At 62.9% G+C, this 25712-nt stretch carries 22 protein-coding genes; 8 read left to right on the top strand and 14 right to left on the bottom strand.

Going from position 1 to position 25712, the window contains the following annotated elements; genetic code table 11:
- Positions 1-99: 99 nt before the first annotated feature.
- Together SROT_RS08695 and SROT_RS16490 are read right to left on the bottom strand one after the other, a co-directional pair.
- Positions 100-1902 (bottom strand): hypothetical protein, encoded by a 1803-nt coding sequence (locus SROT_RS08695; protein WP_013138653.1) that lies wholly within the window; start codon positions 1900-1902, stop codon positions 100-102.
- Entirely contained in the window at positions 1899-2831 is a 933-nt protein-coding gene (locus SROT_RS16490) for a hypothetical protein (protein WP_013138652.1), read from the bottom strand. Before SROT_RS16490 ends, SROT_RS08695 begins: the two co-directional genes overlap by 4 nt.
- A gap of 416 nt (positions 2832-3247) precedes the next feature.
- Between SROT_RS16490 and SROT_RS15660 the strand changes: the two genes are divergently transcribed.
- From SROT_RS15660 to SROT_RS08670, 4 genes are all read left to right on the top strand, one after another.
- Positions 3248-4024 carry a helix-turn-helix domain-containing protein gene (locus SROT_RS15660; protein WP_013138651.1) on the top strand — a complete coding sequence of 259 codons (777 nt, stop codon included), beginning with the start codon at positions 3248-3250 and terminating at the stop codon, positions 4022-4024.
- A 42-nt stretch (positions 4025-4066) separates the two neighbouring features.
- Positions 4067-8977, top strand: a complete 4911-nt coding sequence (locus SROT_RS08680) for a DEAD/DEAH box helicase (protein ID WP_013138650.1) — start codon at positions 4067-4069, stop codon at positions 8975-8977.
- 191 nt (positions 8978-9168) lie between these two features.
- Positions 9169-10317 carry a hypothetical protein gene (locus tag SROT_RS15655; protein WP_013138649.1) on the top strand — a complete coding sequence of 383 codons (1149 nt, stop codon included), beginning with the start codon at positions 9169-9171 and terminating at the stop codon, positions 10315-10317.
- A 347-nt stretch (positions 10318-10664) separates the two neighbouring features.
- Positions 10665-11033, top strand: coding sequence for a hypothetical protein (locus SROT_RS08670; protein WP_041407117.1), 369 nt, complete (start codon positions 10665-10667; stop codon positions 11031-11033).
- A 186-nt stretch (positions 11034-11219) separates the two neighbouring features.
- On the opposite strand, the gene SROT_RS08665 is transcribed toward SROT_RS08670, so the two are convergent.
- The 5 genes from SROT_RS08665 to SROT_RS16885 all read right to left on the bottom strand — a co-directional run bounded on the left by SROT_RS08665 (position 11220) and on the right by SROT_RS16885 (position 14739).
- Positions 11220-12023 carry a hypothetical protein gene (locus SROT_RS08665; RefSeq protein WP_049773337.1) on the bottom strand — a complete coding sequence of 268 codons (804 nt, stop codon included), beginning with the start codon at positions 12021-12023 and terminating at the stop codon, positions 11220-11222.
- A 36-nt stretch (positions 12024-12059) separates the two neighbouring features.
- A complete protein-coding gene (locus SROT_RS16890) occupies positions 12060-13562 on the bottom strand; it encodes a glycoside hydrolase family 19 protein (protein ID WP_013138646.1) in 1503 nt (500 codons plus the stop codon).
- Positions 13562-13852, bottom strand: a complete 291-nt coding sequence (locus SROT_RS08655) for a type VII secretion target (protein ID WP_148223572.1) — start codon at positions 13850-13852, stop codon at positions 13562-13564. Before SROT_RS08655 ends, SROT_RS16890 begins: the two co-directional genes overlap by 1 nt.
- A gap of 19 nt (positions 13853-13871) precedes the next feature.
- Entirely contained in the window at positions 13872-14105 is a 234-nt protein-coding gene (locus SROT_RS08650; protein ID WP_013138644.1) for a hypothetical protein, read from the bottom strand.
- Between the two features lie 487 nt (positions 14106-14592).
- The gene (locus tag SROT_RS16885; protein WP_222829191.1) at positions 14593-14739 is read right to left on the bottom strand and encodes a hypothetical protein; all 147 of its coding nucleotides are present in this window, start codon (positions 14737-14739) and stop codon (positions 14593-14595) included.
- Positions 14740-15360: 621 nt separating this feature from the next.
- Between SROT_RS16885 and SROT_RS08645 the strand changes: the two genes are divergently transcribed.
- Positions 15361-15732: a hypothetical protein gene (locus tag SROT_RS08645; protein ID WP_013138642.1), complete on the top strand. Its 372-nt coding sequence runs from the start codon at positions 15361-15363 to the stop codon at positions 15730-15732.
- Between the two features lie 18 nt (positions 15733-15750).
- Here SROT_RS08645 and SROT_RS08640 read toward each other — a convergent pair whose 3' ends face one another.
- Positions 15751-16551: a S1/P1 nuclease gene (locus SROT_RS08640; protein ID WP_041407842.1), complete on the bottom strand. Its 801-nt coding sequence runs from the start codon at positions 16549-16551 to the stop codon at positions 15751-15753.
- 244 nt (positions 16552-16795) lie between these two features.
- Here SROT_RS08640 and SROT_RS08635 point away from each other — a divergent pair, with 244 nt between their 5' ends.
- The gene (locus SROT_RS08635) at positions 16796-17257 is read left to right on the top strand and encodes a VOC family protein (protein ID WP_013138640.1); all 462 of its coding nucleotides are present in this window, start codon (positions 16796-16798) and stop codon (positions 17255-17257) included.
- 41 nt (positions 17258-17298) lie between these two features.
- On the opposite strand, the gene mhpA is transcribed toward SROT_RS08635, so the two are convergent.
- From mhpA to SROT_RS08620, 3 genes are all read right to left on the bottom strand, one after another.
- The gene (mhpA, locus tag SROT_RS08630; RefSeq protein WP_013138639.1) at positions 17299-18897 is read right to left on the bottom strand and encodes a bifunctional 3-(3-hydroxy-phenyl)propionate/3-hydroxycinnamic acid hydroxylase MhpA; all 1599 of its coding nucleotides are present in this window, start codon (positions 18895-18897) and stop codon (positions 17299-17301) included.
- 79 nt (positions 18898-18976) lie between these two features.
- Complete coding sequence (locus SROT_RS08625) at positions 18977-19915, bottom strand: fumarylacetoacetate hydrolase family protein (RefSeq protein WP_013138638.1); 939 nt, start codon at positions 19913-19915, stop codon at positions 18977-18979.
- The gene (locus tag SROT_RS08620) at positions 19912-21054 is read right to left on the bottom strand and encodes a VOC family protein (protein WP_013138637.1); all 1143 of its coding nucleotides are present in this window, start codon (positions 21052-21054) and stop codon (positions 19912-19914) included. The genes SROT_RS08625 and SROT_RS08620 overlap by 4 nt, the downstream gene beginning before the upstream one ends.
- Positions 21055-21198: 144 nt before the next feature.
- Between SROT_RS08620 and SROT_RS08615 the strand changes: the two genes are divergently transcribed.
- Positions 21199-21924: a TetR/AcrR family transcriptional regulator gene (locus SROT_RS08615; RefSeq protein WP_013138636.1), complete on the top strand. Its 726-nt coding sequence runs from the start codon at positions 21199-21201 to the stop codon at positions 21922-21924.
- Between the two features lie 190 nt (positions 21925-22114).
- Here SROT_RS08615 and SROT_RS08610 read toward each other — a convergent pair whose 3' ends face one another.
- Positions 22115-23185 carry a glycoside hydrolase family 6 protein gene (locus SROT_RS08610; protein WP_013138635.1) on the bottom strand — a complete coding sequence of 357 codons (1071 nt, stop codon included), beginning with the start codon at positions 23183-23185 and terminating at the stop codon, positions 22115-22117.
- Positions 23186-23472: 287 nt separating this feature from the next.
- Between SROT_RS08610 and SROT_RS08605 the strand changes: the two genes are divergently transcribed.
- Positions 23473-24636 carry an MFS transporter gene (locus SROT_RS08605; RefSeq protein WP_013138634.1) on the top strand — a complete coding sequence of 388 codons (1164 nt, stop codon included), beginning with the start codon at positions 23473-23475 and terminating at the stop codon, positions 24634-24636.
- Between the two features lie 34 nt (positions 24637-24670).
- On the opposite strand, the gene SROT_RS08600 is transcribed toward SROT_RS08605, so the two are convergent.
- Together SROT_RS08600 and SROT_RS08595 are read right to left on the bottom strand one after the other, a co-directional pair.
- Positions 24671-25117: a DoxX family protein gene (locus SROT_RS08600; protein ID WP_013138633.1), complete on the bottom strand. Its 447-nt coding sequence runs from the start codon at positions 25115-25117 to the stop codon at positions 24671-24673.
- A 39-nt stretch (positions 25118-25156) separates the two neighbouring features.
- Positions 25157-25669 carry a hypothetical protein gene (locus tag SROT_RS08595; RefSeq protein ID WP_013138632.1) on the bottom strand — a complete coding sequence of 171 codons (513 nt, stop codon included), beginning with the start codon at positions 25667-25669 and terminating at the stop codon, positions 25157-25159.
- Positions 25670-25712: the final 43 nt, after the last annotated feature.

The following is a 25712-nucleotide window of genomic DNA, read 5'->3' as shown; positions in this document are numbered from 1 at the left end:
TCGGGAGGGGATTTCTGGTTCTCAGCTCTTGTCATTCACCGCCGAGCGGCTGAGTTTTCGAGGTTGGCCAACGACTTGTAGCCGCACCAGCGGGTGCGGCTAGTTGGCGGCGGCTTCCGCTGCGGGTCCGACCAGCGGTGGGGCGTTCGCTCGTTGACGGTAGGAGTCGGGGGTTGTCTTCCTGCGTCGTCTGTCGGTTCTGACCACGATCTTCTCTGTTGTTCTTGTCGTGGTTGTTTTGGCGCGGAAGCTGTTGATGAGTTGGATGTTGGTTCCGGCGATGAGAAACGCGGCGTAGAGCATTTGTAAGGTGTATCCACGTCCTCGTCGTCGTCCTGGCAGCTTTAGCGCGGCTTTGGCTTCGTCTTTGATCCTGTTGTTGCCGCTTTCGACCGTGTTTCTAGGTGTGCCGTAGAGCTGGTGCCATTCTTTGCTGTGGTATGGAACGGCTTGGCCGTATTTCAGTCCGGTTTTGGGGCCGAAGGCGACGGATTCGCGGTTGGTGCAGATCCGGTCGGGGTGTTCGGGTGGTTTGAGGATGGTCGGGATGCCGAGGTTTGGTTTGCCGTTTTTCGGGGGTTTGAGTGAACAGTTCACTGTAGGCGAAGGTCCAGCGCAAGGGCAGCGTACCTGCACGACACCGTTGTGGTCGGCATTGCTCTTGACCTGGAGCTGATAGGGGCGGCGGGCATCGATCCTCTCGTAGTGCACCTGCTTGCTGATCTTCCCGTCGCGGTAGTCGATGCTCGCGTTGACCTGGGCTTCTGGCATGGCCTTGCAATACCAGACTCCCTCTACCATGATCGCCCCGGCATGCTGGTCTTGGATGCCGAGTTGGTCGCGGTTGTAGTCGGCGACGAGTTTGTAACCGAGTGCTTTGAGGGGCTCTTGGAGTTTCTCGATCTTGGCGTTGGGCAGGTAAGCGCGGTCGCCGACGAAGTAGTTGACCGGCAGACCCCTGTTCACGATCTCATTGACACAGATCATCGCGTTCTCGGAGACTTGTCCGGCGGGTTTCTCCAGGGACACGGCGAGGGCGAGCTTGGGGAACTGGCCGGTGGTGTCGGGGTCGTCAGCCATGACGGCGATGGTGGCCTCGTAGGCCCAGACGAACTTGTCGCGCTTGCGTTTGAACCGCTTGTCGTCCTTGTGGTCTTCTGCGCTGCGCACGTGCCAGCCCGCGTCGAATTCGGGGCTGCATATCGAGTCTGGCCTCAAGTCGGCTTTGCGGGGAGAGCCCCGGGCTCCCCAGACTGGCATCGCTGTGCCGTCCACGCAGATCGTGCCCTTCCAGTTGGCTCGGATCTCGGTGGGCAGGAGCCGATGGGTCATGTGGAGGAGTTGGTTGGTGACCCAGCTGGCGCGTTGGTGCTTCTTCGCGAGATGGTCGGTGATCTCTGCACGTCGGCGGCGGATCTCTTGCACCTGCGAGTAGGTGAGTCGCTTGCCTGAGTTGAACGGAGCGGAGTCGATCACATCGAGAAAGCGTCCTGCCGCTCGGCGCAGGTTCGTGTAGATGCTGCCGTAGTCCGCATCCGGCATCGGGGGCAAGGCGAGAATCTCGTAGCTTTTCGGATCCAAGCGCCTGTGCACGGTGTTCGCCAGCTCGGTGAACAGCAGGGGATCGTCGGTGATGGCGTGGAGCATCTGCAGGATCAGGACGTGCCGGTCCGAGAATATCGCGGGCCTACCTCCGCGAGTCCCGTGGCCGGGATCATCCTCGCGCCGCCATACGTTCAACAGTTCCACGATGCCGGACTCGTCGACGAGCTCGGCGGCGAGCTGGACCGTGTCAGTGCTGTGCTTGCCCTTGAACGTTCCCGCCTTCTTTCCTGATCTCGCTGGGAACAGGGACGCGCAACGGCGTTCCAATGCTTCGTCGGGTGGAAGCTCAGCGGTCATGAGGAGGGCATCGGACGTCGAAGCAATTTCCCGGCTTGCTCGCTATCCGGCTCGGGGAGATACGGGATGCATCGCTGGAACGCGGTGAAACCGTCCACGCCTGCGGCAGCGATCAACGCGCGCGCCGGAACTCCTGTCGTGAGATGCCCGACGATCCAGGTCGTGCGCATCCGGGAGGTTGACGGCTCGCCGCCGTCGCCTCTCGTGAAGTGTGCGATGACGTTCGGGTTGGGTCGTGCGGCATCGGGTCGGAACACGAACGCCTCAGGATCTGTGCGGGAAGACAGAATGTCGAGCAGCATCTCCTCCCACGCTGCGAGCACAGGCACTAGCCGCTGCCGCCGTCCCACGACCTGAACGAGGATTCCCCGCTGGTCCGAGACAATGTCCTTGCGCCGAATGGGCACGATTTCTCCGCCCATGAGACCCGCGCCCATACCGAGCGCGAGCAAGACCTTCGCGTCGGCCCGACGCCCTGCGGTCCGTTGACCGGTGGCCCAAGAACGAAGAGCGGCCTGCTCGGCGGAGGAGTACGGGAGAACAGCAGAACTATCGGACAGGCCAGGAAGTGTCGTCGTCTGGCATTCTGGGGCAAGCACTTCGCCCATGCGTAGCAGACGGGACCGGTACGTGTTGCGTGTCGTTTTCGTCCAGCAGCCGCACCGTACCGCGATGAACCGGACGATTGTGGAACGGTGGAACACCACCGGGCGCTCTAGAGGCAAGCCGGTCCGCCACGCCCAATGCACCAGCCGCACTGCTGTTCCCAACAGCACTCGGTCTGAATGCGCGGTTTGACCGGAGCAGTCCTCGACCGCCGCCGTGACGAAACCTTCAACGGCGGCCCACTCCTCGGCGGGGAGATGCGGGACGTACCGTCGGGCTGCCCCAAGAGCAGTGCCTCTCGTCCTGTCCTGGTCAGAGGCCATCTGCTGCCTCTGGCGCTGAGATCGAGCGGTGGACAGCGATTTGATGCGAGGCGGGTGGTAGCTGCTGTCCCAGAATGAGGCTGCGTGCTAAAATGAACATGCGAAAGCCCTCCTAGAGGTCTGAGCGGTTCAAAATCCAACAGTCGGAGAACCCAGAGCAAAAATGACTGTCGGTAGATACGTTCACGAGTTAGGCACCTGTGTGGAAGCGGGTGCCTTTTCTCGTTCTGGGATTACTTCATCCGTCTCCTCATAGATAGTTCGACATTTAATCGTCCAGAATTCTGGACGATTAAATGATATCCGTCCTTTTTTCTAGACAATCATGTTCTATGCACACATCTGTGCGCGGTTGTTAGACCACTGCCCGGATCAGTTCTTCCGCGCTGACCGAGGTTGGATGGAGGTGAAAAGACATGGCGACCACTAAACGACAGCTCGACGGCGTGGCTCTTCGGCGCGCTCGGATCGCCTCTGGCCTCACCACAGCTGAGCTTGCACACAAATTGCATGTCAGCGTCGAAGCCGTCTACCACTGGGAGACCGGGATCACCCAGCCGTCAGCGAAGAATTTGCCCAAAGTCGCGGCGGCTGTGAACAGCAGCATCGCGGACCTCTGCGGGAACCCGGACCGTGCGACAACCCTCGCGGACCTACGCCTAGCAGCAGGGCTCACCCAGATCGACCTCGCCGAGAAGCTTGGGACGAACAAGTCCATGATCTCCGTTTGGGAGCGCGGGAAGTCTGCTGTGCCGAACGAGAAGGTTGTGCAGTACGCGACCGCTCTCGGCGTGTCAGTCGGCGATGTTTTCGACGCGATAGCTGCGGTGGTCCCCGCCGAGTTCGTAGGTTTCACAAACGACGAGGTCCGCATCGGCGAGCTACTGGTGGGAGGGAATCGATACTTTTACGCCGCATCCCCGGACTCTCGCTACGAAGTCCAGGTGGATTATTGGGGAGGGATGACGAACTTGAAGCTCGGAGCGGATGCTGTAGATGCCCCGACTGTTTCGCGCCATATGACCGTCCTTGCGCTGCGCGCCCAGGAAGAAGCTGCGCATGCACGCTTGGAGGAGTTGCGAGAGCTGCTCGGCGACGAACCCGCAGAAGGCGGTCTGAGCAGGAAGTGGCCGACCCGAGGGGAAATGGCTAGAGCGCGCTTGCAAGCGCGGAAGAGACCTGAGCCAGAATAGCTGCAGGCTATTGGCACGGCTAGAGATACGCGGAGGTTAGGTATGGGTTCGATTCATGAGGTCATCGAGGCGTTCCGCCAAGCACCGTCGAACTCGGAGCGGGGGACGAAGTTCGAGAAGCTCATGGTCCGTTACTTCGCGCTCGACCCGATGTTGTCGCAGGAGTACGACGCGGTGTGGCGGTGGATCGACTGGCCGGATCGTGCAAGCAAAGCGGACATGGGCATCGACCTGGTTGCTCGCTCGCGCGACACGGGGGAGTTGACGGGGGTGCAGTGCAAGTTTTACGAGCCTGAGCACACACTCCGCAAGGAGGACATCGACTCCTTCTTCACGGAACTGGGCAAGGAGCCTTTCGTCAAGGGCATCATTATTTCCACCACGGACAAGTGGGGGAAAAACGCCGAAGACGCTTTGGTCGGGCAGTCGAAGCCGGTGGGCAGGTTGTCGTTAGCAGAACTCGATGGATCTCCTATCGATTGGCGGGTCGAGTGGGCAGGCGAGGATTTTGAAGTCGCGATAAGGGAGGCGGCACGCCATAACGCCCGTCCGCATCAGGAATGTGCCGTCGAGAAGGTTTTCGAGGGGTTCGGGCTGGGCAATGAGCGCGGCAAACTGGTCATGGCGTGCGGCACTGGCAAAACTTTCACATCGCTGCGCATCGCGGAACGTGCAGCCGCCGAGAACAGCGGATACGTTCGTATTCTGTTCTGCGTCCCGTCGATCTCGTTGCTGTCGCAGACGCTGCGAGAATGGACTGCCCAGACCGCGACGCCTCTGCGGGCGTTCGCTGTGTGCTCGGACAGCAAAGTGTCGCGCGCAGCGGAGGATTCGAAGGCCCATGACGTGGCGATCCCGGTGACGACGAAACCCGATCAGCTCGCTGCAGCAATAGCTGCTCACGGGGAGTCGCCTGGGCTGACGGTTGTCTTCACCACCTACCAGTCGCTGCCTGTGGTCGCTGATGCGCAGAAGCTTGGTGTCCCGGAGTTCGATCTGGTGTTGTGCGACGAGGCGCACCGCACCACCGGGGTCACGTTGTTCGGGGAGGACGAGTCGAACTTCGTCCGGATCCACGACGGAGACTATCTGCGAGCGAAGCGGCGTCTGTATATGACTGCCACTCCCCGTATCTATGACGAGAAGGCCAAGGGCAAGGCGGACGAGCACTCCGCTGAGATCGCGTCGATGGACGACGAGACAATCTTCGGCCCGGAATTCTACCACCTCCCGTTCGGCGAAGCGGTGGACAAAGGTCTTCTGACCGATTACAAGGTGCTGGTGTTGACCGTCGATCAATCCTTGGTCGCGGGGCCGATGCAGACCCAGCTCGCGGGGCAGAACCATGAGCTCAACCTCGATGACGCGACCCGCATAGTGGGTTGCTGGAACGGTTTGGCGAAACGAGCCGGAGCCGCTGTGGACGGCACCGGGTTCGCCCCCGGCGAGGTCCCGATGCGCCGCGCCGTCGCGTTCGCCAGAGACATCGACTCCTCGAAGATGGTCGCTGAGATGTTCCCCCGTGTCGTGGACGCCTACCGGGACACACTCGACGACGAGCATGGCGAAAGTGACGAGAACGCCGCTGCGAACAACCCTGACCTGTATTGCTCTGTCGAGCATGTGGACGGCACCTTCAACGCCTTGAAGCGCAACGCCCGGCTCGGGTGGTTACAAGCTCCGCTCGCGGAGAATGAATGCCGCATTCTGACCAACGCCCGCTGCCTCTCCGAGGGCGTGGACGTTCCGGCGCTCGACGCGGTCCTGTTCCTGCACCCGCGCAACTCGGTCGTCGACGTGGTTCAGTCGGTGGGACGGGTCATGCGGACATCCGAGGGCAAGAACTATGGATACATCATCCTGCCTGTTGCCGTGCCCGCTGAGGTCAGCCCGTCTCAGGCATTGGCGGACAACAGGCGGTTCAAGATCGTCTGGCAGGTGCTCAACGCCCTGCGCGCCCACGACGAGCGCTTCGACGCGCATGTGAACTCCATCGCCCTCAACATGGGCAAAGACGCGACCAAGAGCGGCAAGGGCAGCGACTCATTGCTTGGCGGGCACATCGGTCCTGTGGATGCGCATGGCGAAGTGGAATCGCTCAAATCCGCTGACCAAACACCGGGCACGAATACCGGGAGCAGCGATTTCGCGTCGCAGATCGCGTTGTTCTCGCTCTCCGAGTGGCGCGAGGCGGTCTTCGCCCGCATCGTCGACAAGGTCGGCACCCGCACCTACTGGGAAGACTGGGCGCACGACGTCGCTGACATTTCCGCCGCCCTGATCACCCGCATCAAAGCCGCCCTTGACATCGGCAGCGTAGAGATCTCTGAGGAGTTCGACCGATTCTTAAAAGGCCTGCGCGACAACCTCAACGAATCGATCAGCAGCGATGACGCGATCAGCATGCTCGCCCAGCACCTGATCACCAAACCCGTCTTCGATGCCCTGTTCACCGGACACGACTTCGCCTCCCACAACCCCGTGTCGCGGGTCATGCAACGCATGGTAGACACCCTCGGCGGCAGCGGGCTTGAATCCGAGACAAACGAGCTGGAGAAGTTCTACGACTCCGTGCGAGTGCGCGCCTCGGAGGTCACCAGCGCGGAAGGCAAACAGCAAGTCATCGCCGAACTCTACGAGCGGTTCTTCAAGATCGGGTTCGCGAAACAAGCCGACGCGCTCGGCATCGTCTACACCCCCGTGCAGGTCGTAGACTGGATACTGCGCGCTGCGGACGCCGTGTCCCGCGAGCATTTCGGAAAAGGACTGACCGGCGAGGACGTGCATGTCCTCGACCCCTTCACCGGCACCGGGACGTTCATCACACGGCTTATGCAGACCGGACTCGTCACACCCCACGACCTGGCGCGGAAATACACGAGCGAGCTGCACGCCAACGAGATCATGCTGCTCGCCTACTACGTCGCGGCGGTCAACATCGAATCCACCTATCACGCCCTCGCCGGCAAGACCTCAGGCGACGAGTACGAGCCCTTCCCAGGCATCGTGCTGACTGACACATTCCAGATAAGCGAGTCCGACGACACCATGGACGCGGATATGTTCCCGCAGAACAACGACCGCATCACCCGCCAACTCGCCACGAAGATCAACGTCGTTGTCGGCAATCCGCCCTACTCCGTGGGACAGGACAGCGCCAACGACAACAACGCCAACGTCAAATACCCCACCCTCGACAAACACATCGAGAACACCTACGCCAAACGCTCGACGGCGACGAACAAAAATAGCCTCTATGACTCCTACATCCGAGCCTTCAGATGGGCGACGAACCGCATCGGGGACAAAGGCATCGTCGCCTTCGTCTCCAACGGCGGCTGGATCGACGGCAACACCGCAGACGGTATGCGCCTCACCCTCGCCGACGAATACTCCCACATATACGTCTACAATCTACGCGGAAACCAGCGCACAGCAGGAGAGCTCTCACGCAAAGAGGGCGGCAAAATATTCGGTGGTGGCAGCCGTAACACCGTCGCCATCTTCATCGGAGTCAAAGACCCAACAGCGAACGGTCCATGCGTCATCAACTATCGCGACATCGGCGACTACCTCGGCCGCGACGACAAACTCCGCATCCTCGACACCGACTCTCTCACGGCCATCGACTGGCAATCGATCACACCGAACCAACACGGCGACTGGACCAACCAACGCGACGACCAATTCGGTTCCTACCCGGTGATCGGAGATAAGAAACCAAGCCCTGGGCAGATCACCGTCTTCAAGACCTTCTCCCGCGGACTTGAGACCGCACGAGATGCCTGGGTGTATAACTACTCGAGCCCCACGGTCCGGAAATCAGTCGAGAGGCTGATCATGAACTATAATGACTTGATTGAACCCTTCCAGGAACACTGCAAAATCAACGGCGTTGCTAAACCTAATGAAGCCAATGTAGCGCAGTACGTCGCGGGGATTCCTGGCGCATCAGATCCGAAAAAGATAAACTGGTCGAGAAGCCTTCGGGCGCACTTGGCCAGAAATCGAAAAATTGGAGTTTCAGAAAAGGGATTTATAACTGCAACCTATAGGCCTTTCGAAACCAAATTCGCTTACTTTGATGGTTTCTTGAACCATGAACGATCACAACTGCCCTCGATGTTTCCTACTTCGTATCACAGTAATATTGGCATAGTCGTAATGAGTCCTCGACCCGCCGCAGACTTTGGGTGCCTAATGACTAGATACCTTCCCGATGTCGCTTACTTTACTTACACGACTCAATTTTTTCCTCGTTTCACATACGAAGAGGTCGAATCTGATGCTGGTGCTTTTGATCTACTTGTAGGAGACGAGGGGCTTGTTGAGTATGGCTACCGGCGCGTGGACAACATCACCGATTCTATCCATAAGCTGTACCGGGCTTCGTTCGGCGGCGATATAACAAAAGACGACATATTCTACTTCGTCTACGGACTCCTCCACTCGCCAAGCTATCGAGCGAAGTACGCTGCTGATCTCAAAAAGACACTGCCGCACATCCCTACGCCTGGTTCGCGTGCAGAATTCGATACATATAATTCTGCTGGACGACGCCTTGCGGACCTGCATGCCAATTACGAGGATGTAGACTTCTATCCTTTGAATGTGCAACTCAAAGAAGGTGCGAATCCCAGCGACAGGGAGACTTGGCGTGTCCAGAAGATGAAATGGCGGTCAAAGACCGATCATACCGAAATCATCTACAATCCGAAAGTCACTATCACCGGAATCCCTGAGAGCGCCGAGCGCTATCTCCTCGGTTCACGCTCAGCCCTCGGATGGATCATCGAACGCTACCAAGTTAAAATTGACCCGGAATCCGGCATCGTCAACGATCCGAATGACTGGTGTGACGAGCACGACGACCCCACGTATATCGTTGACTTGATCCAGAAGGTCACCACTGTCTCGGTCGAGACGATGAAGATTATCGATAGTCTTCCGTGAGCAGAGCGTGGTTTCGAGCTGCCCCCGGTTTCCCAAACCAGATTGGCATCTCCGATCATGCCACGTCGACGGTGAAGGGCGGTGCAGGTCAAGCCAGGATGGGTGGGGTCGTATTCTGGTCTGTGATTTATTTATTTGAAGAAGGGTGCTTGGCGTGGTGTCGGGAACCCCTCTGAGTTTAGAAGGCTTTTATGACGACCCAAGCGTTCAACGAGTTCGAACGGACTCTGGCCGATCTTCGGAGCATGATCGAGGGGGCCCAGAGCCTGGAGCGGCTCCAGGTGGGTTCGTTCGACATTAGCGACATCTACCGTCATGCGTGGGTGGGTGCGGTGTCAGCCCTCGACCACTGGGTTGGCGAGGAGATCCAGGAGCGCGCGGTCAAGCTGTTCGTCAAGCCGGGGGAGAAGCCGAACAGACTGAAGAAGTTCGAGATCACGGTCGAGCGTTTCGAGAGGGTGCACCATCGGAGCGAGTCCGCTGAAGCGGTGTTCCGCGAGCAGTTGAAAGAAACTTTGGGGTCCACCTCGTACCAGAACCCGGACAAGATCAAAGATGGCTTCAAGCTGGTCACCGACGTCCAGCTGTGGCCGAGGGTCTCGGCGCGACTGAACGAGGCGAGGGACGAGCCGGTCGATGTTACGGACCTCGTCGAGTCACTTCGAGCGATCACTCTGCGCCGAAACCAGATCGCCCACGAGACGGACCGCGACCCTTCTGCTCCGAACGGCAAACGCCCGATCACGGCTGAGTCCGCGAAAGCCGTGATAAACCAGTTGTCCGAAGTGGGGGAGGCGATCCTCCATGTGCTGGACGGGGACTCCGGGCACGGCACCGGCAATGCCTATCTGCTTGTGCTCGCTGATGGCGAATCGGTGCGCTGGGTGCTCGGCGCGTCCCGCATGGCCTTCAACCCCAGGATCCGCAAGCGGGCGGAAGAACTCGCGGTCGGCGACACCCTCTATCTCGTCACGACAAAGGAATGCTGGGGCTCTTCCTCTGACGCTACGACGCTCGTGGTGGGCACCGCGACCGTGCGCACCCCGGTGCGATACCTTGAAGAGCACGAGCGACATCATGAGACGAGCCTGTACACGCTGGGGTGCGATCTCGAACTCCGCAGCTTGGCCCCCTTCCGACAAGGGGTCGAGCTCAGCAAGCTTGTCCCGAGTCTGACAGCATTTCCAAACAAGCAACAATGGGGCTGGCCGCTGCGCAAAACGCTGGTCACTCTATCCGCCGAAGACATCGAGGTAGTGCAAGAAAAGCTCATCAAGATCGTCGGTGATCCAGCCGACTACGCGGGCGACTACGTCAACTGGCAACGCGCAATACAGTGAGGATGGCGCCGCGTCTGCGGGAACCCCTTTGACAAGTGCCAACGAGGCGGAAAAATTTAGCATCGAGCAACTATGGACAAACAGGGCGAGATGCATGGACAAGACGCTGTTATATGCACTCGTCGCTACTGGTCCGGGGGTTCTGCAACTAGCCCACTCTGGAGCGGATCGGAAACTCAGAGCGGTTTTCGAGAAAACTCGAAACGCCCCCTGAACTGGGGCGGAACCTCGGAAACGTGGGGAGTCCGGTTCGGGGGCGTTTTCGTGGGGACCTGAGTTCGATTCTCGGTAGAGGGCCTGGATCGCTGATTTTCCAGAGGATTTTCGTGGGGTGGGAGGATGGCGGGGTGAGCTATGATGAGCGGTTCTTCCATTTCGACCGGGCCGGGGTGCGGATAACTCCGGAGCGGTTGGAAGAGTTGGAGGGGGATTGGCGGTATGTGCATCTGCGGGTGACGGAGACGAGCCGGTACAAGGTGGCGACGAGGTGGTCTGGGAAGATCTCCGCTGGTTTCTTCCGTCCCGATCAGCCGCCGCCCCCGGTGCCGGCTCGGCCGAAGGTGTTCGTGACCACGACCCTCGCGTTGTTCACGCTCGGCGACCAGTACGGCGCGAAGCTCGTCGCGATCACAAAACACGACAAAGAAGACGACGCTGTGGCTGGGCACGACCGAGCGGTCGAAGAAGCCGAAGCCAACTACCCGAAACAGGGCTGAGCGCCCATGCCGAGTCCTGCATGGGCTTGCCATGCGCCACAGGTTGCTCTACCACTTCGGTGGGCTGTTCTCTCCTCGTAGGCCACCTCGCATGCAGGGCTGCGCGGCTCTTCGTGAGGAGCCTTCTACCGAGCGGGAGTCTGACCATAATCTTCCGCAAAACTCAGATGATCGCTCACCCTGAGCTCAAGCTGAGCAGCTGCCGTCGCGAAGGATCTCGTGGAGCGAGGAGAGGGGCACACGGGGCGAGACGAGCCCTGCTGGTATGCCGCCGGTGCTGCCCTCGACAGGCATGTAGAGGACGAGGTCGTCGCCGTCGAGCGCCCACGCACGGTAATCGCTGGCCAGCGAGCCCGGTTGGTCACTCGGCTCGAACCTCTCGATAGTGAACATCGGGGCGAGCGCTCCGGGCGCCGCGTCGAGCGCTTGCTGGACATATGGCCGAATGAGCGGAGGGAGCGCCTTCAACGGGTCCACGCCTGGGCAGAAGAGGTCTGCGAGAGACAGCTGTTTGCCTTGGTCCAGGTCGAAGGTGAAGGTGGTGATCCCCTCGCTAGGGTGTGGGGCACCGGGCAGGAACCAGTTTTCGCGGAAGACGACAGAGGTGGTTCGTGGGGCGTGCGTGTAGGTCGTGGAATAGATGTTCGCGCTCCCGTCATGGACAAGGGGCGATGTCGCCGGGTGGGAGAATTTATCCGTGATCCCCCGCAGATAGGCTTTGAGGACCGGACCGGAGACCGGATCGTCCACAAGGTCCACGGGGTATTGTTCGGTGATCTTGGTGGTGGTGCGGTCGCCCCGCACGGTCAAGCCGCATGTGCTCTTGGCCGTGTCCCATTCCCCGTGGAGTTCGGCGCAGAAATCAGTCGGCGACGGTGGCGCTGCCGACACCTGCGGGAGCGAAGCATGGCAGCTGGCCCCGAGCAAGACCAGCGCCAAGGCGGGTGAGAGCAGTTTGCGTCGGAAATTGCTCGACGGAATCGGGGACACGATGGTTGTATTCCTCTCGTCGCTCTGTCGCATGCTTTAATTGCCGTTCAGCACACGCGTGGCAGTGTCAAAGTATTTTTTACGTTCCGCGTACCCGGTGAGCCCGCCGTTGATAGCGGTTGTCACGGCTGCGAAATCTCCTTGTTCAGCGGCTTCGTTCAGGCTTCTGCCACTGCCATCTGTCGTGGGATGGCTGTTGTAATACCAGGCGGCGATGCGGAAACCGTTCTCGGGCACCTCGGCGAGCTCTGGATGATTCTCCAGATCGAGGCCGAGAGCAGCTCCTGCTGCCCGGTAGTTCGCTCGCCCGGTGAGCTGAAAGGGGCCACGCCCACGGTATTTGTAGCCGTCTCCGGGTTGGGTGTTGCCGAGCTGCCCCGATGTGTTCGTGTAAGGCTGCGGTATGGCTGAATTAGGCGGGGTGTCCGGGTCTCTCGGGGTGTCCCAACCGAATGTCTTTCCAGCGTACTCTGGACCGTACATCTCCTCGCAAGACTGCTCATTCCTGTTTTCCTTCATCAATTGAAGTTCGCTGGTCTCGACCGCGAACGTGGCGAGGAAAGCGGCCTTCTGCTGGGGAGTCTCGATGCCAGCATCTCGCATCGCCGCATTGATTCCAGGTAGGTACTCGCGCACTTTGTCCATCGGGAGGTACGGGAAGATCTCGTGGAGCTGCTCTTCTGTGACGCCATTTGTCGACCCTGTCCCTCCCGCTCCCGCGCCGAGGTCGGTGAGGAGGGTTTGGAAGCAGTCCCGGAGGTGGTCTTCGGTGGCTTTGTTGCTATCTTCGAGGGTTTGGGCGACTGTGGCGATGGCGCCCACGACGCTGTTGCGGAGGTCGTTGCGGACATCGGCGGCGCTCCAGTTCTCCCCGGCCCCGCCCCAGTCGTAGGTGTCGCCGCCGGAGCCGTGGTGTTGGTAGCGGTGTTGGTTGGTGCCGAGCCCGAAGGGGCCGGAGCCGCCTTGGTTGTTGGCTTCCATGGCTTCGCAGCCGGTGCGCAGCCGGGTCTCGAAGTCGGGAAGGTTGTTGCGCAACGACGAGCACACGAGGTTGCCGATCTCGTGTTGCGCGGTGGTGGCCTTGTCTTTCAGCGTCTTCTCGATGTTCTCGGCGATTTGGGCGATCTCTTGGGATTTCTCGACGAGCCCGGCGCGGTCGTTGTCCATGCGCGTCTTGTTGTTCTTGTAGTTCTCCAGGGCGGTGTCCATGGCGTTGTCGTTCCAGTGGTGGGGCAGGTCCTCGGTCTGCCGGATCAGGTCGAGCTGTGCCTGCACTTCCTGTCCTGCGGTGTGCAAGTTCGCCGCGTCGTCGCGGAACGCTTTGATGTTGATCTTGTCGTCCTTGTGGTACTCCGTCTCCCAGTAGACGCCGTCGTGGTCGAGGATCTTGGGAAATTTGACGTCTTGTGCTTCCAGCCTGGGCCGGTACTGGTTGAGCTTGTCGATGTACTGGCGGAACGTCGGCAACGCCGGGACCAGTGGGCCGTCGAACAGCCAGAACTGCGCGCTGGCGAGGATCTCGTCGCTCCAGTCCGCCATCAGAGATTCAGGTCCAGATCGGCGGCGTTGCCCTCGTCGGTCCCCGTGTACGAGTCGACCGCCGCGTGCAGGTTACCGCCGTAGCCCTCGCAGTGCCCGCCCCACGAGCTCCATGTGCCAGCCAGCTGCTCGAAGCCCTCTCGAACACCTCCCGCCTGCTCCGCGTAGCGCGGGCCGAAGTGTTCGGGCCGCAGCCGGGAGGCTCGGATGCGCGCGGCCTGGTCGTGCAAACCGCCACTCGCCTGTGACCACAGGTCGCCGAGTTGGCGCACCCCGTCGGGGTTGCCCATGTTCGCCACGTCTACTCCTCTAGTCCTCGTCCTCGTAGTAACCGTATTTCCGGCTGTCCACGTCCCACATCGCCCGCGACTTCCCCTCCGTGGTCGACGCGGCCTCTTGCGCGGCCCGTCTTTCGCGTTCGTCCGCTGAACGACGTTCCTCGTCCACAATCGCCTGTAGCTTCTGGTCGGTGGACTTCCTGAGCGCCTCGGCCCGCTTCCCGAAATCCAACTGCATCAGATACAATTCGTCGGCTTTCGACATGTCAATATCATCGCACAGCTGACAGATCGGAGCTGCCAGAAGACCGGACCGCAGATCGCGGATAGCGCAGCGCGTGGACTGACACACGGCCAGCGCCGCCGCAGCCTGTCGCCCCGATTTCCATCAGCTACCCGGCCTGCATCTTCGCCCTCAACATCGCATTCGTCGCACAATGTTCGGACCCAGGCTCTGTCTTCGCGGAGTCGACCAGTAGTGCCGCAGTTCTCGCATTTCCGGGATGCTTTCTCCTCGGCCTCACGGACCAGTTCGCGGGCTCGGTCACGAATCTGCGCGGGCATGTTCTCGGGGAAACGCAGGTACACCCTGAGCCCCCCGTATTTCTCCTTCAGCTGCGCGTACTCGAACTCTGGCGCGGCAGCGCGCAGCTTCTGGTCGAGTTCTCGGACGATGGGGCGCCATCCTGGTTCGACGCCTGAGACGGCGTCGCCCCAATAGGGGTCGGTGAAATCGATCCCGCTCATCCTGGTCACGCTGTTCCTTCGGATTGTTGGTCGGCCTCACTGGCTGCCGCCCATAACAGTTTCGCCGTGTCGTGCTCGCCGCGTTCGTCCATGCGGAACGCGGCCTCGCAGGCTTGGCCTGTCATCATCGCGCTCATGGCCGCGACCGCCAACCACCGCGCCTAACAAAGCTGGGCCGACAAGACCGAGCACGTCGAGTCCATCCCCGCGCGCATGCGGAAGTTGGAACGCATCCTCGGCAAACCCCCGACGAGGACGCCGCCGAGAACCTGACCCCGAGAATCTGAGGGCGGGCCGACTTGCATCTGTCGGCCCGCCCTTCCGCGTCTCCGCTCGGTTTTAATTCTCTGGGAAATACGGCTCATTTCCGGCGCGAAAGGCTCAAACGCCCCCTGCCAGCAGAAACACCGAGAAACAGTCAACAGTCCGGTCGACGCACGCGGGAGAGGGAGAGCGGATCAGAGCCCTGCCGGGAGCGGTCGGTAGACTGGTCGAGGAAGATGGATATTCTCTGGAATTTCCGACAATATTCTCTGGAACTGCGTTTCAGGAAGGGCCTCTGAACTGCAATCCCTATCCGCACACTCTGAGCGGATCGGAAACTCAGAGCGGTTTTCCGAGAAACTCGAAATGCCCCTGAACTGGGACGCAACTTCGGAAACGAGGGGAGTCCAGTTCGGGGGCGTTTTCGCGGGTACCCGAGTTCGATTCTCGGCAGAGGGCCTGAACCACGGATTTCCCAGAGGATTTTCGGGGCGTGGGAGGATGGCGGGGTGAGTGACGAGGAGGAGCAGTTCTTCTATTTCGACCGGGAGAGCGTGCAGATCACGCGGGAGCGTTGGGAGGAGTTGCGCCGGGACTGGCGGTACACGCATCTTCGGGTGACCGAGACCGAACGGTACAGGGTGGAGACGCTGTGGAAGGGCAGGTTCCCTGCGAGCACGTTCCCGCCCGGTGCGCCGCCGCTGCCGCCCGGTCAGCGGCTGTTCGTCTTCCGCACCGAGACGACCCCGTTCGTCAAACCTGTCGGCGACAATCCGCATAAGCGACCCACGCTGATATGCGGCGACACCGAGGAAGGAGCGACACGCTCTCATGAGCGCGTCGTCGCCGAAGCCGAAGCCCTCTACCTGAAGCAGGGTTGAGTATCGCCCAGCCCGGAACTACTCGGCGAGCACATGGTTGAGGAGCTGGGTGAGGCGTTCTCCTGCGAGGTGGAGGCGTTGCTCAGCGACAGGGAGGTACTTGTTGGTGTAGTCGCTGCCGATGGTGGCCGAGTCCGGGTAGGCGTGGATGGCGATCTGGCAGGATTCTTCGACCCAGGTCACGGGGTCGTTCTGCACGTCGGGGGCAGGCAGGGAGTCGTCGGGCGTGGCCTCTAGGCGCTGCGTCAGCGCGGGGTTCGAGAGTTTGAGGGTGGCGAGGAGGCGGGTGTCCCACACGGAGTGCATGTTCGTGTGCGTGCCGTTGTAGGTGACGGGGTGGTCGTTGCCGCCCCGGTCGCTCTCGTACCCGGCGTGGAACGGCTGGTGCGCGTCCCCGACGAAATGCACCACGAACTTCAACGCTTGCGCCCGATCCGCGTCCGATCTGGTGGAGTCCGCGAGGATCGCGGTCTGCGTCCGCAGGGCCTCCACGACGTTCTGCCCGCCTCCGGCCTCGGGGGTGTAGACGCAGTTGTTGTCCGCGATGTCCGCGAAATGCCACGGCTCCGATTCTTTCCCCAGATCCGAGTCGTTGGAGCGGATGTCGTCCGCCCACGTCGCCACCCCCGCCAATGTCGGGCTCTTCTCCCCGACCAAGAGCCGTCCGACGATCCCTTTCGCCTCGGGCGAGAGGTGGTTGTCGGCGTACCCGCCGATCACATCATGCCCCTGAGCGCCCCACGCGAACGCCGCAGGCGCATTAAAAACAGTGGCGAGCAGTGCCGAGGCGATGATGGACGCGCGGATCTTCGAGACCATGCCCGCCATCATGCCGTCGCCGAAGATCAGTCGGAAGCGGCGCGACGAACAATCCCCGCGTTCGTCACGGAAAATTCACCTTCATGGTTTCCGTGGGTCAGGCTGTTCGGAGCTTCGCGAGGGCGGATTGGACGACTGGCGCGAGGATAGCTGGGTCGCTGCCGCTTAGGAGTTCGGCTCCGGGAAACGGGACGCCTCACGATGGCGCCGCAGAGAAGGGCGGGGTCCGTCTACTATTTCGGACATGGGTTTCGCGCGGGCGGTGGCGCATACGGGCATCACAGTGCGAGATATAGATCAGTCCGTCGACTTCTGGTGCTCGGCGCTCGGCGCCCAGATCGAACGACGATTCCAGCTCGGCGGAGTCTTCGCCGCAGAGGTCACCGGGGTGCCGCAGGCGCGAATCGACGTTGCCGTGGTCAATCTTGCTGGCCACCGCCTCGAACTGCTGCAGTATCAAGCGCCCGGCGACCGATCCGAGCTGCGGCCGCGGCCCTGTGATATCGGATCGTGGCATCTTGCAGTCGAGGTGGACGACGTCGACGCTGTGTCGGCTGTGTGCGCTTCGTACGGATGGGCTGTGGCGGGCAGTGCGCAGTCCTTGACCGAGGGGCCGCGGCGCGGAACGCGGTTCGTCTACCTGCACGACGCGGACGGCGCCACGCTGGAATTGATCGGCGCGCCTCCCGGCCGCCCTCCAACCTGACATCCCGGCGTGTTTTGGCAAGCCGGGACACCGTGCCCACGTTATCCCGGCGAGTTCGCCGCAGTGCGCGGAGGGCATTGCTTGTCTGACGGGGCAGTTGGGCGATGGTCGAGGAGAAACGGTGGGACGCTGCGGCACACCGCGGCGATGTCTTTGCTGGCGCTCTTGACGGTGCGGTCGGGGCGCACCGCGGCGGCTGTGACGCGATGGCGCTGGAGCCATCGGGCCAACTCGGAGCCCGCCGGGGCATGCACCATGGTCGCGCCGCGGGCCTTGATGATCTCGCGCTGCGACGGGATCGGCGCCACGGCGGTGATCACGCCGAACCGAAGGCCGAGCTCTTCGTCGAGGCGGGAGCCGTTCTCGAGCAGCGGGTTCGGGCACAGGCGGCCGACGACGCCGCGCGTTGCAACGGTGCGTTGCAGCATCGTGGAGGACCGCAGGGGCGGGGTCTGCGAATCGGCGACCTTGGTCCGTAGCCCCGGCGCCAGGTGCAGCCGCGGCAGTATCAGTGAGCGCGCGGCCGTCCCGAGCCGACCGCCAGATGTCATCGCGCGCCCGATGTTGAGCGCCAGTGAGATCATGTGACGGGCGTGCGGACGACGCTCTTCCTGGTAACTGTCGAGCGCACGCAGCGGCAGATCACCGCGGCGCACGCCGGCGATCTTCCACGACAGGTTCATCGCGTCGCGCAATCCGGCTCCCATGCCCTGGCCGATGAACGGCGGGGTCAGGTGGGCGGCGTCGCCGAGCAGGAACACGTTGCCGCGGCGCCATTGGTCGGCCAACTGGGCGCGGAACGTGTATTCGGCGACCCGAATGACCCGAAGATCGGCGTCGTCGACATCCCGGGTCCAAGGGGCGATCAATGGGCGCAGGTCTGCCAGGGCGGCGTAGTCGTCGACCGATTCGTGGTCAAGAAGCTGGAATTCCCATCGGTGGCGGGCGGGCCCGATGCGCATGTACGTGCCGGCGCGCTGGTCGTCGCACAGCTGGTGCACGCCCTCCCACTGCTGCAGATCGGTCTCGGTCGCGATGTCGACCACCAGCCAGCGCTGGTCGAACTTCAAGTTTCGCATCGTCGCACCGATCGCGCTGCGCACCATGCTGTTGGCGCCGTCGCAACCGAGCACGAAATCAGCGGTTATCTCCGAGTCTTGGCCGCTCGTGCGGTCGCGCACCTGCAAGCGCAAGGGACATGCGTCCGCGGCCACTGCAAGAACCTCGGCGCCGCCGCGAAACCGGGCATGCGGGTAGCGGGTGAGGTTGGCGCGCAACAGTTCTTCGAGCTGAGGTTGGTCGAACATGCTGGCCGCTGGAAAACCATTGCGTGTCAGCGAGGTATCGCGGTCGAACTGGGCAAGCACCGCCATGTTGCGGTCGATGAGCCGCAAACCGCGGGCAGGTCGTGAAATCTCGGCGAACTCGGCGGCGACGCCGAGCTGGGCCAGAATGCGGTACACCTCGTCGTCGAGGTGAACAGCGCGTGGCTGCGGATACACCTGCGGCCACCGGTCCAGCACGAGGGTTTCCACACCGTATTGGGCGAGCAAGGTCGCCGCGGTGATCCCGGTGGGGCCGCCGCCGACAACGACGACGGGGACGTGTTCGGTGGGCGCGTGGCTCGCCGGGCGCGTCATTGTTCGCCGCCCCCGTGCCTCACCGCGAACGACCCAGCCAGATCGCCCGGCGGCCGCGTTGCGGGCAGGAGCATGCCGTTCATGCGCGACGCACCGACAGCCGCTGCGCGCCCAGGTTGATCGCGCCGTCGTCAGTGGCGATCGACGCCTCCACGATGTCGCCGTCCTGCAGGTACTTCGGGTTCTTGGCCTGACGGGAGAAGAACGCTTTCCATTTCACGGCAGGCGGCAGCAGGTTGCCGATCATCTCGATGGGTTTGGGCGGGGCGGTCAGCGCGGTTCCGGCCGGGGTGCCGGTGAGCACGAGGTCGCCTGCGGCGAGGTCTTGGAACCGCGTCAGCGACTGCAGAGCCTGCAGCGGGCGGTACAGCATGTCGCCTTCGACGAGCGCGTTCTGGCGTTCTTCGCCGCCGACGCTCAGCCGCAGCCGCAATTCGCTGAAACGAGCCAGTTCAGCGGCGTCCAGGAGCACCAGCGCCGGCCCGACGGGCGTGAACGTGGGATACGACTTCGCTTCGTAGAACTGGGTTTGCGGGAGTTGGATGTCGCGGGCGGACACGTCGTTGGTGATCACCAGCCCGGCGATGACGCCGGGCAAGTCCTGCTCGGTCACCGTCGACCCGGCCGGGACCTCGCGCCCGATCACCAGGCCGATCTCGATTTCGTAGTCCAGGAGTCGCACGTGCGCTGGGCGGACGATCTCGCCGAACGGTCCGGTGATCGAGGCCGACGACTTGCGGAAGAACGTCAGCGGCACCGTCTTCGGATTCATTCCCGCGTCCCTGACGTGTGATTCGAAGTTGGTCATCTGGGCGATCACCCGGCACGGGGCGGTGACCGGCGACAGCAGCGCCAGTTCGTCGAGCGCGACAGAATCCTCTGCCGCCGCCGCGGCCTCGACGGCCGCGCGGTCGGCGAGGAGTTCGCTGGTGCTGGCAGCGGACGTGCTGATCCGGGCGGCGCCGGTGGGGGTTTGCGCCCACCAGCCGTCTGTCGTGCGCAGGATGGAAATGGTCATGAGGCAGCAACTTTCAGGAGGCCGATGAGCCGGTTGAGATCGAATTCGTTGTCGTCGCGCAGGGCGCTGAACATCGAGCTCGCTTGGCGGCGCACGTCGCGCGGGCGAGCGTCGAGGAAGTCCTTGGTGGCCGGAGGTCCCCACTGCGCGAGGCCGGATGCGGTGAATGGCGCCCAGCCGGGTTCCAGCGTGTTGTCGAACATGTCGCCGTCGGTGAAATGTTCGACCAGGAATCCGTCCGGGTCGCGCCAGTAGTCGAACAGCTGGCTGCCCTGAATGTGCCGGCCTATGCCCCAGGATCGGAAATAGCCGCGCTTTTTGAGGTATTCGCCGCCGGCCGCCAGCGCATCGAGGTCGCTGACCTCGTACGCCGAGTGGATGTAGCGGTTGGCCGGTCCGAGCGCCAAGGCGAGGGTGTGGTGGTCGGTCGGGACGGACCCGAGGTCGCAGCGGATGAAGCTCATCGCGGGCCCGCGGTCGCGCTGCCCGGGGAAGAACAGGAAGTCGCTCACGATCATCCCGAACGTGTCCAGGTACCAGTTGAGCGTTTTCAGATACGTGGTGGACTGCAGTACCACATGGCCCAGGCGCTGCACACGGGCCGGCGCCTGGGGCGGACGCACCGGCGCGTTGATCCGCGCGGCGCCAGGTCCCGTGTTGCAGGCCTGCGGCGCCTGCGCGGGCTGGGCTGGCAACTCGTGCGTGCCGGCGACGACCTTCACCGCCATGCCGCTGGGGTCGGTCAAGTGGACCGACACTCCGCCAATGGATTCGGGAAGCGGGTGCAACGGGGCGCAGGTTTTGTCGGCCAGCCGCAGGACGTCGGCCTCGTCGGCGGCGCGCAACGCCAGAGCGGCGAACCGCGTGCGCTCTCCGCGTCGCACAATCACACACGGCGAACCGGCCGTGGTGCCGCGAAGATGCAATTCCTGCGGAGCACGCACAGCGACGCCGAACCCGAAGGCGCGGGCGAACGCCTCCGCGCGGACGAGGTCGGGCTTGTCGAATTCCAACCACGCGATGTCGGCGACCCGGATGATCGGGTCCTTCGCCCGCCCCGGATGTTCGCCCCGCTGCGCGCCGTGTTCGCTGTGCAGGCCTTTGTGTCCGTCGTGCCGCGGTGTGACTGCCTGTGCCACGTGCGCCTCCTCTGCCTTTCTGAAGAAATCGTCTCTTGCTGAAGAAATCGTTTTCTTCTGAGGAAATCGTCGCATACGGTCGGATGCCGAGTCAATATTTCTGACGATATCCTCAGTATTGCCGTCGGCTGCTATATTGGGCCTATGGATCTGCCTGACCGTAGTGTTGGCGCATCGCCGAAAACGCCAGCCAGCCGCTTGGAGCGGCGCAAGCTGCGTACTCGTCGCGCTCTGGTCCGGGCGGCCCAAGGCTTCATCGCGCAAGGCAGAACGAACGTGCCGATCTTGGAGATCACCCAAGCGGCCGATGTGGGCATGGGCTCCTTCTACAACCACTTCTCGACCAAGGAAGAGTTGTTCGAGGCGGCCCTGAACAAGGCCCTTGACGATCTCGGCGCCCTGCTCGACGGCCTCACCGGCTCCATCTCGGATCCTGCCGAGGCCTTCGCGGCCAAATATCGTTTGAGCGGGCGGCTGTTCCGCCACCACCCCCAAGAGGCCGCGTTGCTGCTCGCGCACTGCGGCTCGCTCATCATGTCGAATCGCGGATTGTCGCCCAGAGCGCTTCGTGACATCACCGCCGCCATCGACCAAGAACGGTTCACTATCGCCGACCCGGAACTGGGCCTCGCCATCGCCGGAGGCGCGTTCGTCGGCTTGGCCACACTCCTGCGGGAGCAGCCCGAACGTGACACCGAAGCCACTGTGGACGCCGTTGCCGAACACCTGCTGAGAACCCTGGGCATGACTCCCAAACAGGCCAGAAAACTCTGCAAGAAACCACTTCCCGACATATCGCCACTGCGCGGTTCCCCCGCCGAGTGGCCCAGCCCCATGACAACCGACGAGCCTCAGCGGCAATCCGACTGACGACTGAGAGCACCAACACCGCCTCGTCGAGCGCCGACTCCGCGATACCTATTGCGTGATCGGCAACTCTCAGCCTTGTCCGCCCAACGACGAGGAGCGCTGCCAAGGAGCATCCTCTTGCAGCCGAGGCGGACGCTGTGTCGGCTGTGCGCGCTTCGTGCGGATGGGCTGTGACGCTCGGCGCGCAAACCTAATGCCCGGCGTTGCGGACCAGGTCGATGGCGTACTGGTTGACAAAGACGCCTGCCCGGGGGTCTCCCCGGTTGCATGCTCCGTCGGACTCGCCGGGGCGCTTGACCCACAGGTACGCGTCGGCGTGCTCGCCGACGGTGTCTGTGGTGGGTTGGGCCCCCATGGCCCGGCCGCTGGGATTGCACCAGCTGAGCGGCGCTTCGGGGGCTGGCCCGGTGCCGTTGCGGCCCGTGTCGATCACATAATGGGCGCCATTGGTCATGCCGGACACAGCTTCGCCGTAGTCGGTCTCCTCTTCGGTGGTGAAGAAATTGGAGGTGTTGAGGCTGAACCCCCGCGCGTGGTCGACGCCGGCTTGGTTGAGCCGGGAGGCGATTTCCTCTGCGGGCAGCCAGCGCGAGTGCCCGCCGTCGATGTACACGGCTGCGGCGGGGTCGCGGGTCAGCGTGTCGACGGCGTAGCGGATCAGGCTGAAGCGCTCTTCGCGTTGGTCGGGGGAGAGGCAGTCGGCCATGTCGAGGGCGTCTGGTTCCAGGATGATCGCGACGGGGGACGCGCCGATGCTGTCTGCGACGGAGTCGATCCAGCCTTTGTAGGCCGCGCCGGTCGCGAACCCGCCCGCCGCGAAACTTCCGCAGTCGCGGTGCGGGATCGCGTAGATGGCGAGCACGGGCATGGCTCCCGCTGCCCACGCGCCGCCTAAGTAGCCATTGACCACTGAGAAGGGCACCGCTTCGTCGATCCAGAACGCCTGGGGGGTGTTGGCGATCGTGGTGAGCTCGGGGCTCGGCGGCTCGGCGCTGTTTGCGGCGCGCAATGCGGCGGAGGTGGGGTTCACGTAGAGGGGCACGTCGGCGAAGGGGTTGCCCCCGTCAGTTGCCCGTGCCTGCGCAGGCGGGTTGTCTGGCGGGTTCTCTTGGGCTGCGTCGTCAGCGCTGTCGTGCGCCGCCGCATCGGGATCCGGGTCGGCAAAACAATGCGCGCCAGCAGCGCAATCGAGGGCGGCGACGGCCGCGACCGCCAGGAATGGGGAGATCCACCGCGCGAGCGCGCCAGCAGCTGAGGACATCACGGGCTCAAGCATAATGTCCGAAGGCGTGGGCAAGGAAATTGCGATGCCCGGTGTGGGCAGCAGGGACGGTTCGGGGGCTTTTGAGCGTGGTGCTTGTGCGCGCTGCTGCGGGACGTTTGTTTTTCTGTTGCGGGGCGACGGTTCCCGATGCGCGTTTTGCTAGGGTTTTCACAACAGCCCAACACCGCCATGAGCGGTTCGGCGACTCGTGCTCGCCGTTATCACGAGAGCAGGACGCTCGGTTTTGATCTGGTCGCGAGACGACGCGTTGCCTGGAGGTTTTGGTGCCTGAGTTGTTCACACGCGCTGCCACGGCGGGGGCGTGCGCGGCCATGGTCGGCGTGGGCGCTCTGCTCGCTGTCTATGGTCCTGCTCTTCCAGAATGGAAGGCGCAGTTCGGCTTGTCCGACGCTGCCGCTGGCAGCGGGCTCGCGTTGCAGTCGCTGGGCGCTGTGGTCGGCGCGGTCGCCGTGCAGCCTGTGCTCCGGCGGCGGGGCAATCGTTTCGCGCTGGCGGCGTCGCTCTCGTTGGTGGTCGTCGGATCTGTCGTGATCGCGTTGGCTCCGTCGTGGGGCCTGACGCTCGCTGGTGCTGTTGTGGCGGGCCTTGGGCTCGGCGGTTGCGACGCGCTGGTCACCCAATTGTTTTTGATCGGCCACGGCGAGCGCGGCCCTGCCTTGGTCAATATCGCGCACGCGTGCTTCGGGATCGGCACTGTGGCGGCTCCGGCGCTCGTCGCCGTCGTCGGTTCGGGCCGTTACCGGTGGGTGTTCGTGGGCGTGGGCGTGATCTGCCTGGTGGGGCTCGCGACGTTGCGCGGCGTGCGACCTCGTCCGACTCCCGGCGAGTCGGCGCGGGACGCGGCTCGGTCCGAACGGTTGTCCGGTTCTGCGCTGGCCGTTGTGGGCGGTTTCCTCGTGCTGTACATCGCTCACTTCGCCGTGCAGTCTGGGATCGGCAGCTGGGAGCCGGTCCGGTTGCTTGATTTGGGCCATAGCCCGGCGGTTGCGGGGTTGGCGACGTCCGGCTATTGGCTCGCCATGGTGATCGGCCGCTTCCTCGCCGCGCCTCTCGCGCACCGCGTGTCTGCGGCTGCGCTGGTGATCGCGAGCGCAGCTGGGATGACCGCTGCTGTCGCTCTGGCGTGCTACGGCCCCGCGACAGTCTGGGCGTATCTTTTGGCGGGGCTTTTCATCGGCCCGATCTTCCCGAACGGGTTGACCTGGTTGGCGCAGACCGGGTACGCGCACGGACCCGCGTTCGCCTATATCGTTGCTGCCGCGATGGCCGGGGCCGTCGTGTGCCCGCCGCTGCTCGGCGCGCTGGTCGGGGCGCACGGCGCGGGAGCCCTCGCGCCAGCGCTGCTGTCAGGGTCGGTGATCGCGATGAGCGGGGCGCTCGCCGCCTGGGCCTCGTCGCGATCTTCTTCATCCGGCCCAACGGTGTGAGGTTTGCCGGATCTGGCTCGCGGGCCCTTCGTGTTCAGCGTTCAGTGCCTTTGGCGGCTGGCCCGCGATCGCCGTTGCGCGCGAGGAGCCGGTCGACGGAATAGTGGTTCTGCGCGAGGAAGGCAACGAGGCCTGCGATAATGACCGCGTAGAGCAGTTGCGTCGAGACGGCGGTCCATTTTTGTTCGGAGCCTGATCCGAACATGAAGCTCAGGATGAGCAGGGCGGTGGCAATCAGGGCTGGCTTGGTCGCGAGCCCGATCAGCAGCAGCGCTCCGATTGCCGCTTCGAAAAAAGAGATCGCGAACGCGTACGGCGAGACCAGGGCGTGGGGCAGCGGGGAGTGGGCTTTGGCGAATCCTTCGACCACGCGCTCGTGGAATGCGCCCAAGGTGAGCAGCCGGAAGAATCCGTGGCAGAAGAAATCCAAACCGAGCGCAATCCGGACAATCGCATAGGCGAGGGCAGAGTTCGCGGACATGCTCTTCGTTATACCGCAAACAGGCCGGGAACCGGAGGCCTATGAGGTTTTGTGCGGGCCGTATGTGGCTTGCAGCTCCTGCTGGAGGGCGTGGACGAAGTCGCGCAATGCAGACTCTTGAGCGTCAGCGGCTCTCTCTTTCGGCGCTGGGGTGGAACTCATCGGCACGACAACCTGAAAAAGGTCTGCAGGCGCTTGGTCCTCAGGTGCGGAGGACAGAACGGCGGGGGAGAACTCCATGACGAGAGACTTGAGCTTCGCCGGGGTCTGCCACACGATTTCTGCTGCGCTGCGGATCAACGGCTTCGCGTCTGCGATGTCCTGCCGTCCGGGTTTGAGATGGATGAAGAAGGCGAGGTAGGGAGGTTCATATGGCGCGTCGATCGCGGCTGGGGACTCGTACCCGTAGCCGACGCTCGCGACAGCCGGGTCTGCTTTGAGCAGCGACACCACCCGCTGGCCGAGTGTTGCAACTCGATTGTCCGAGCACGCTGTTGCGCCCATGAGTCCGACGAGCGAGAGGAGGGCGAGGAGCAGAGGTGGTCGTCGCATCGGCCAGTGGCTCTCGTCGCGGTGACAGCGGTCGGGTTGCTGC

The sequence above is a fragment of the Segniliparus rotundus DSM 44985 genome (assembly GCF_000092825.1).
In the GTDB taxonomy this organism is placed as follows: Bacteria; Actinomycetota; Actinomycetes; order Mycobacteriales; family Mycobacteriaceae; genus Segniliparus; species Segniliparus rotundus.
This window is presented reverse-complemented; position numbering and strand designations above follow the sequence as displayed.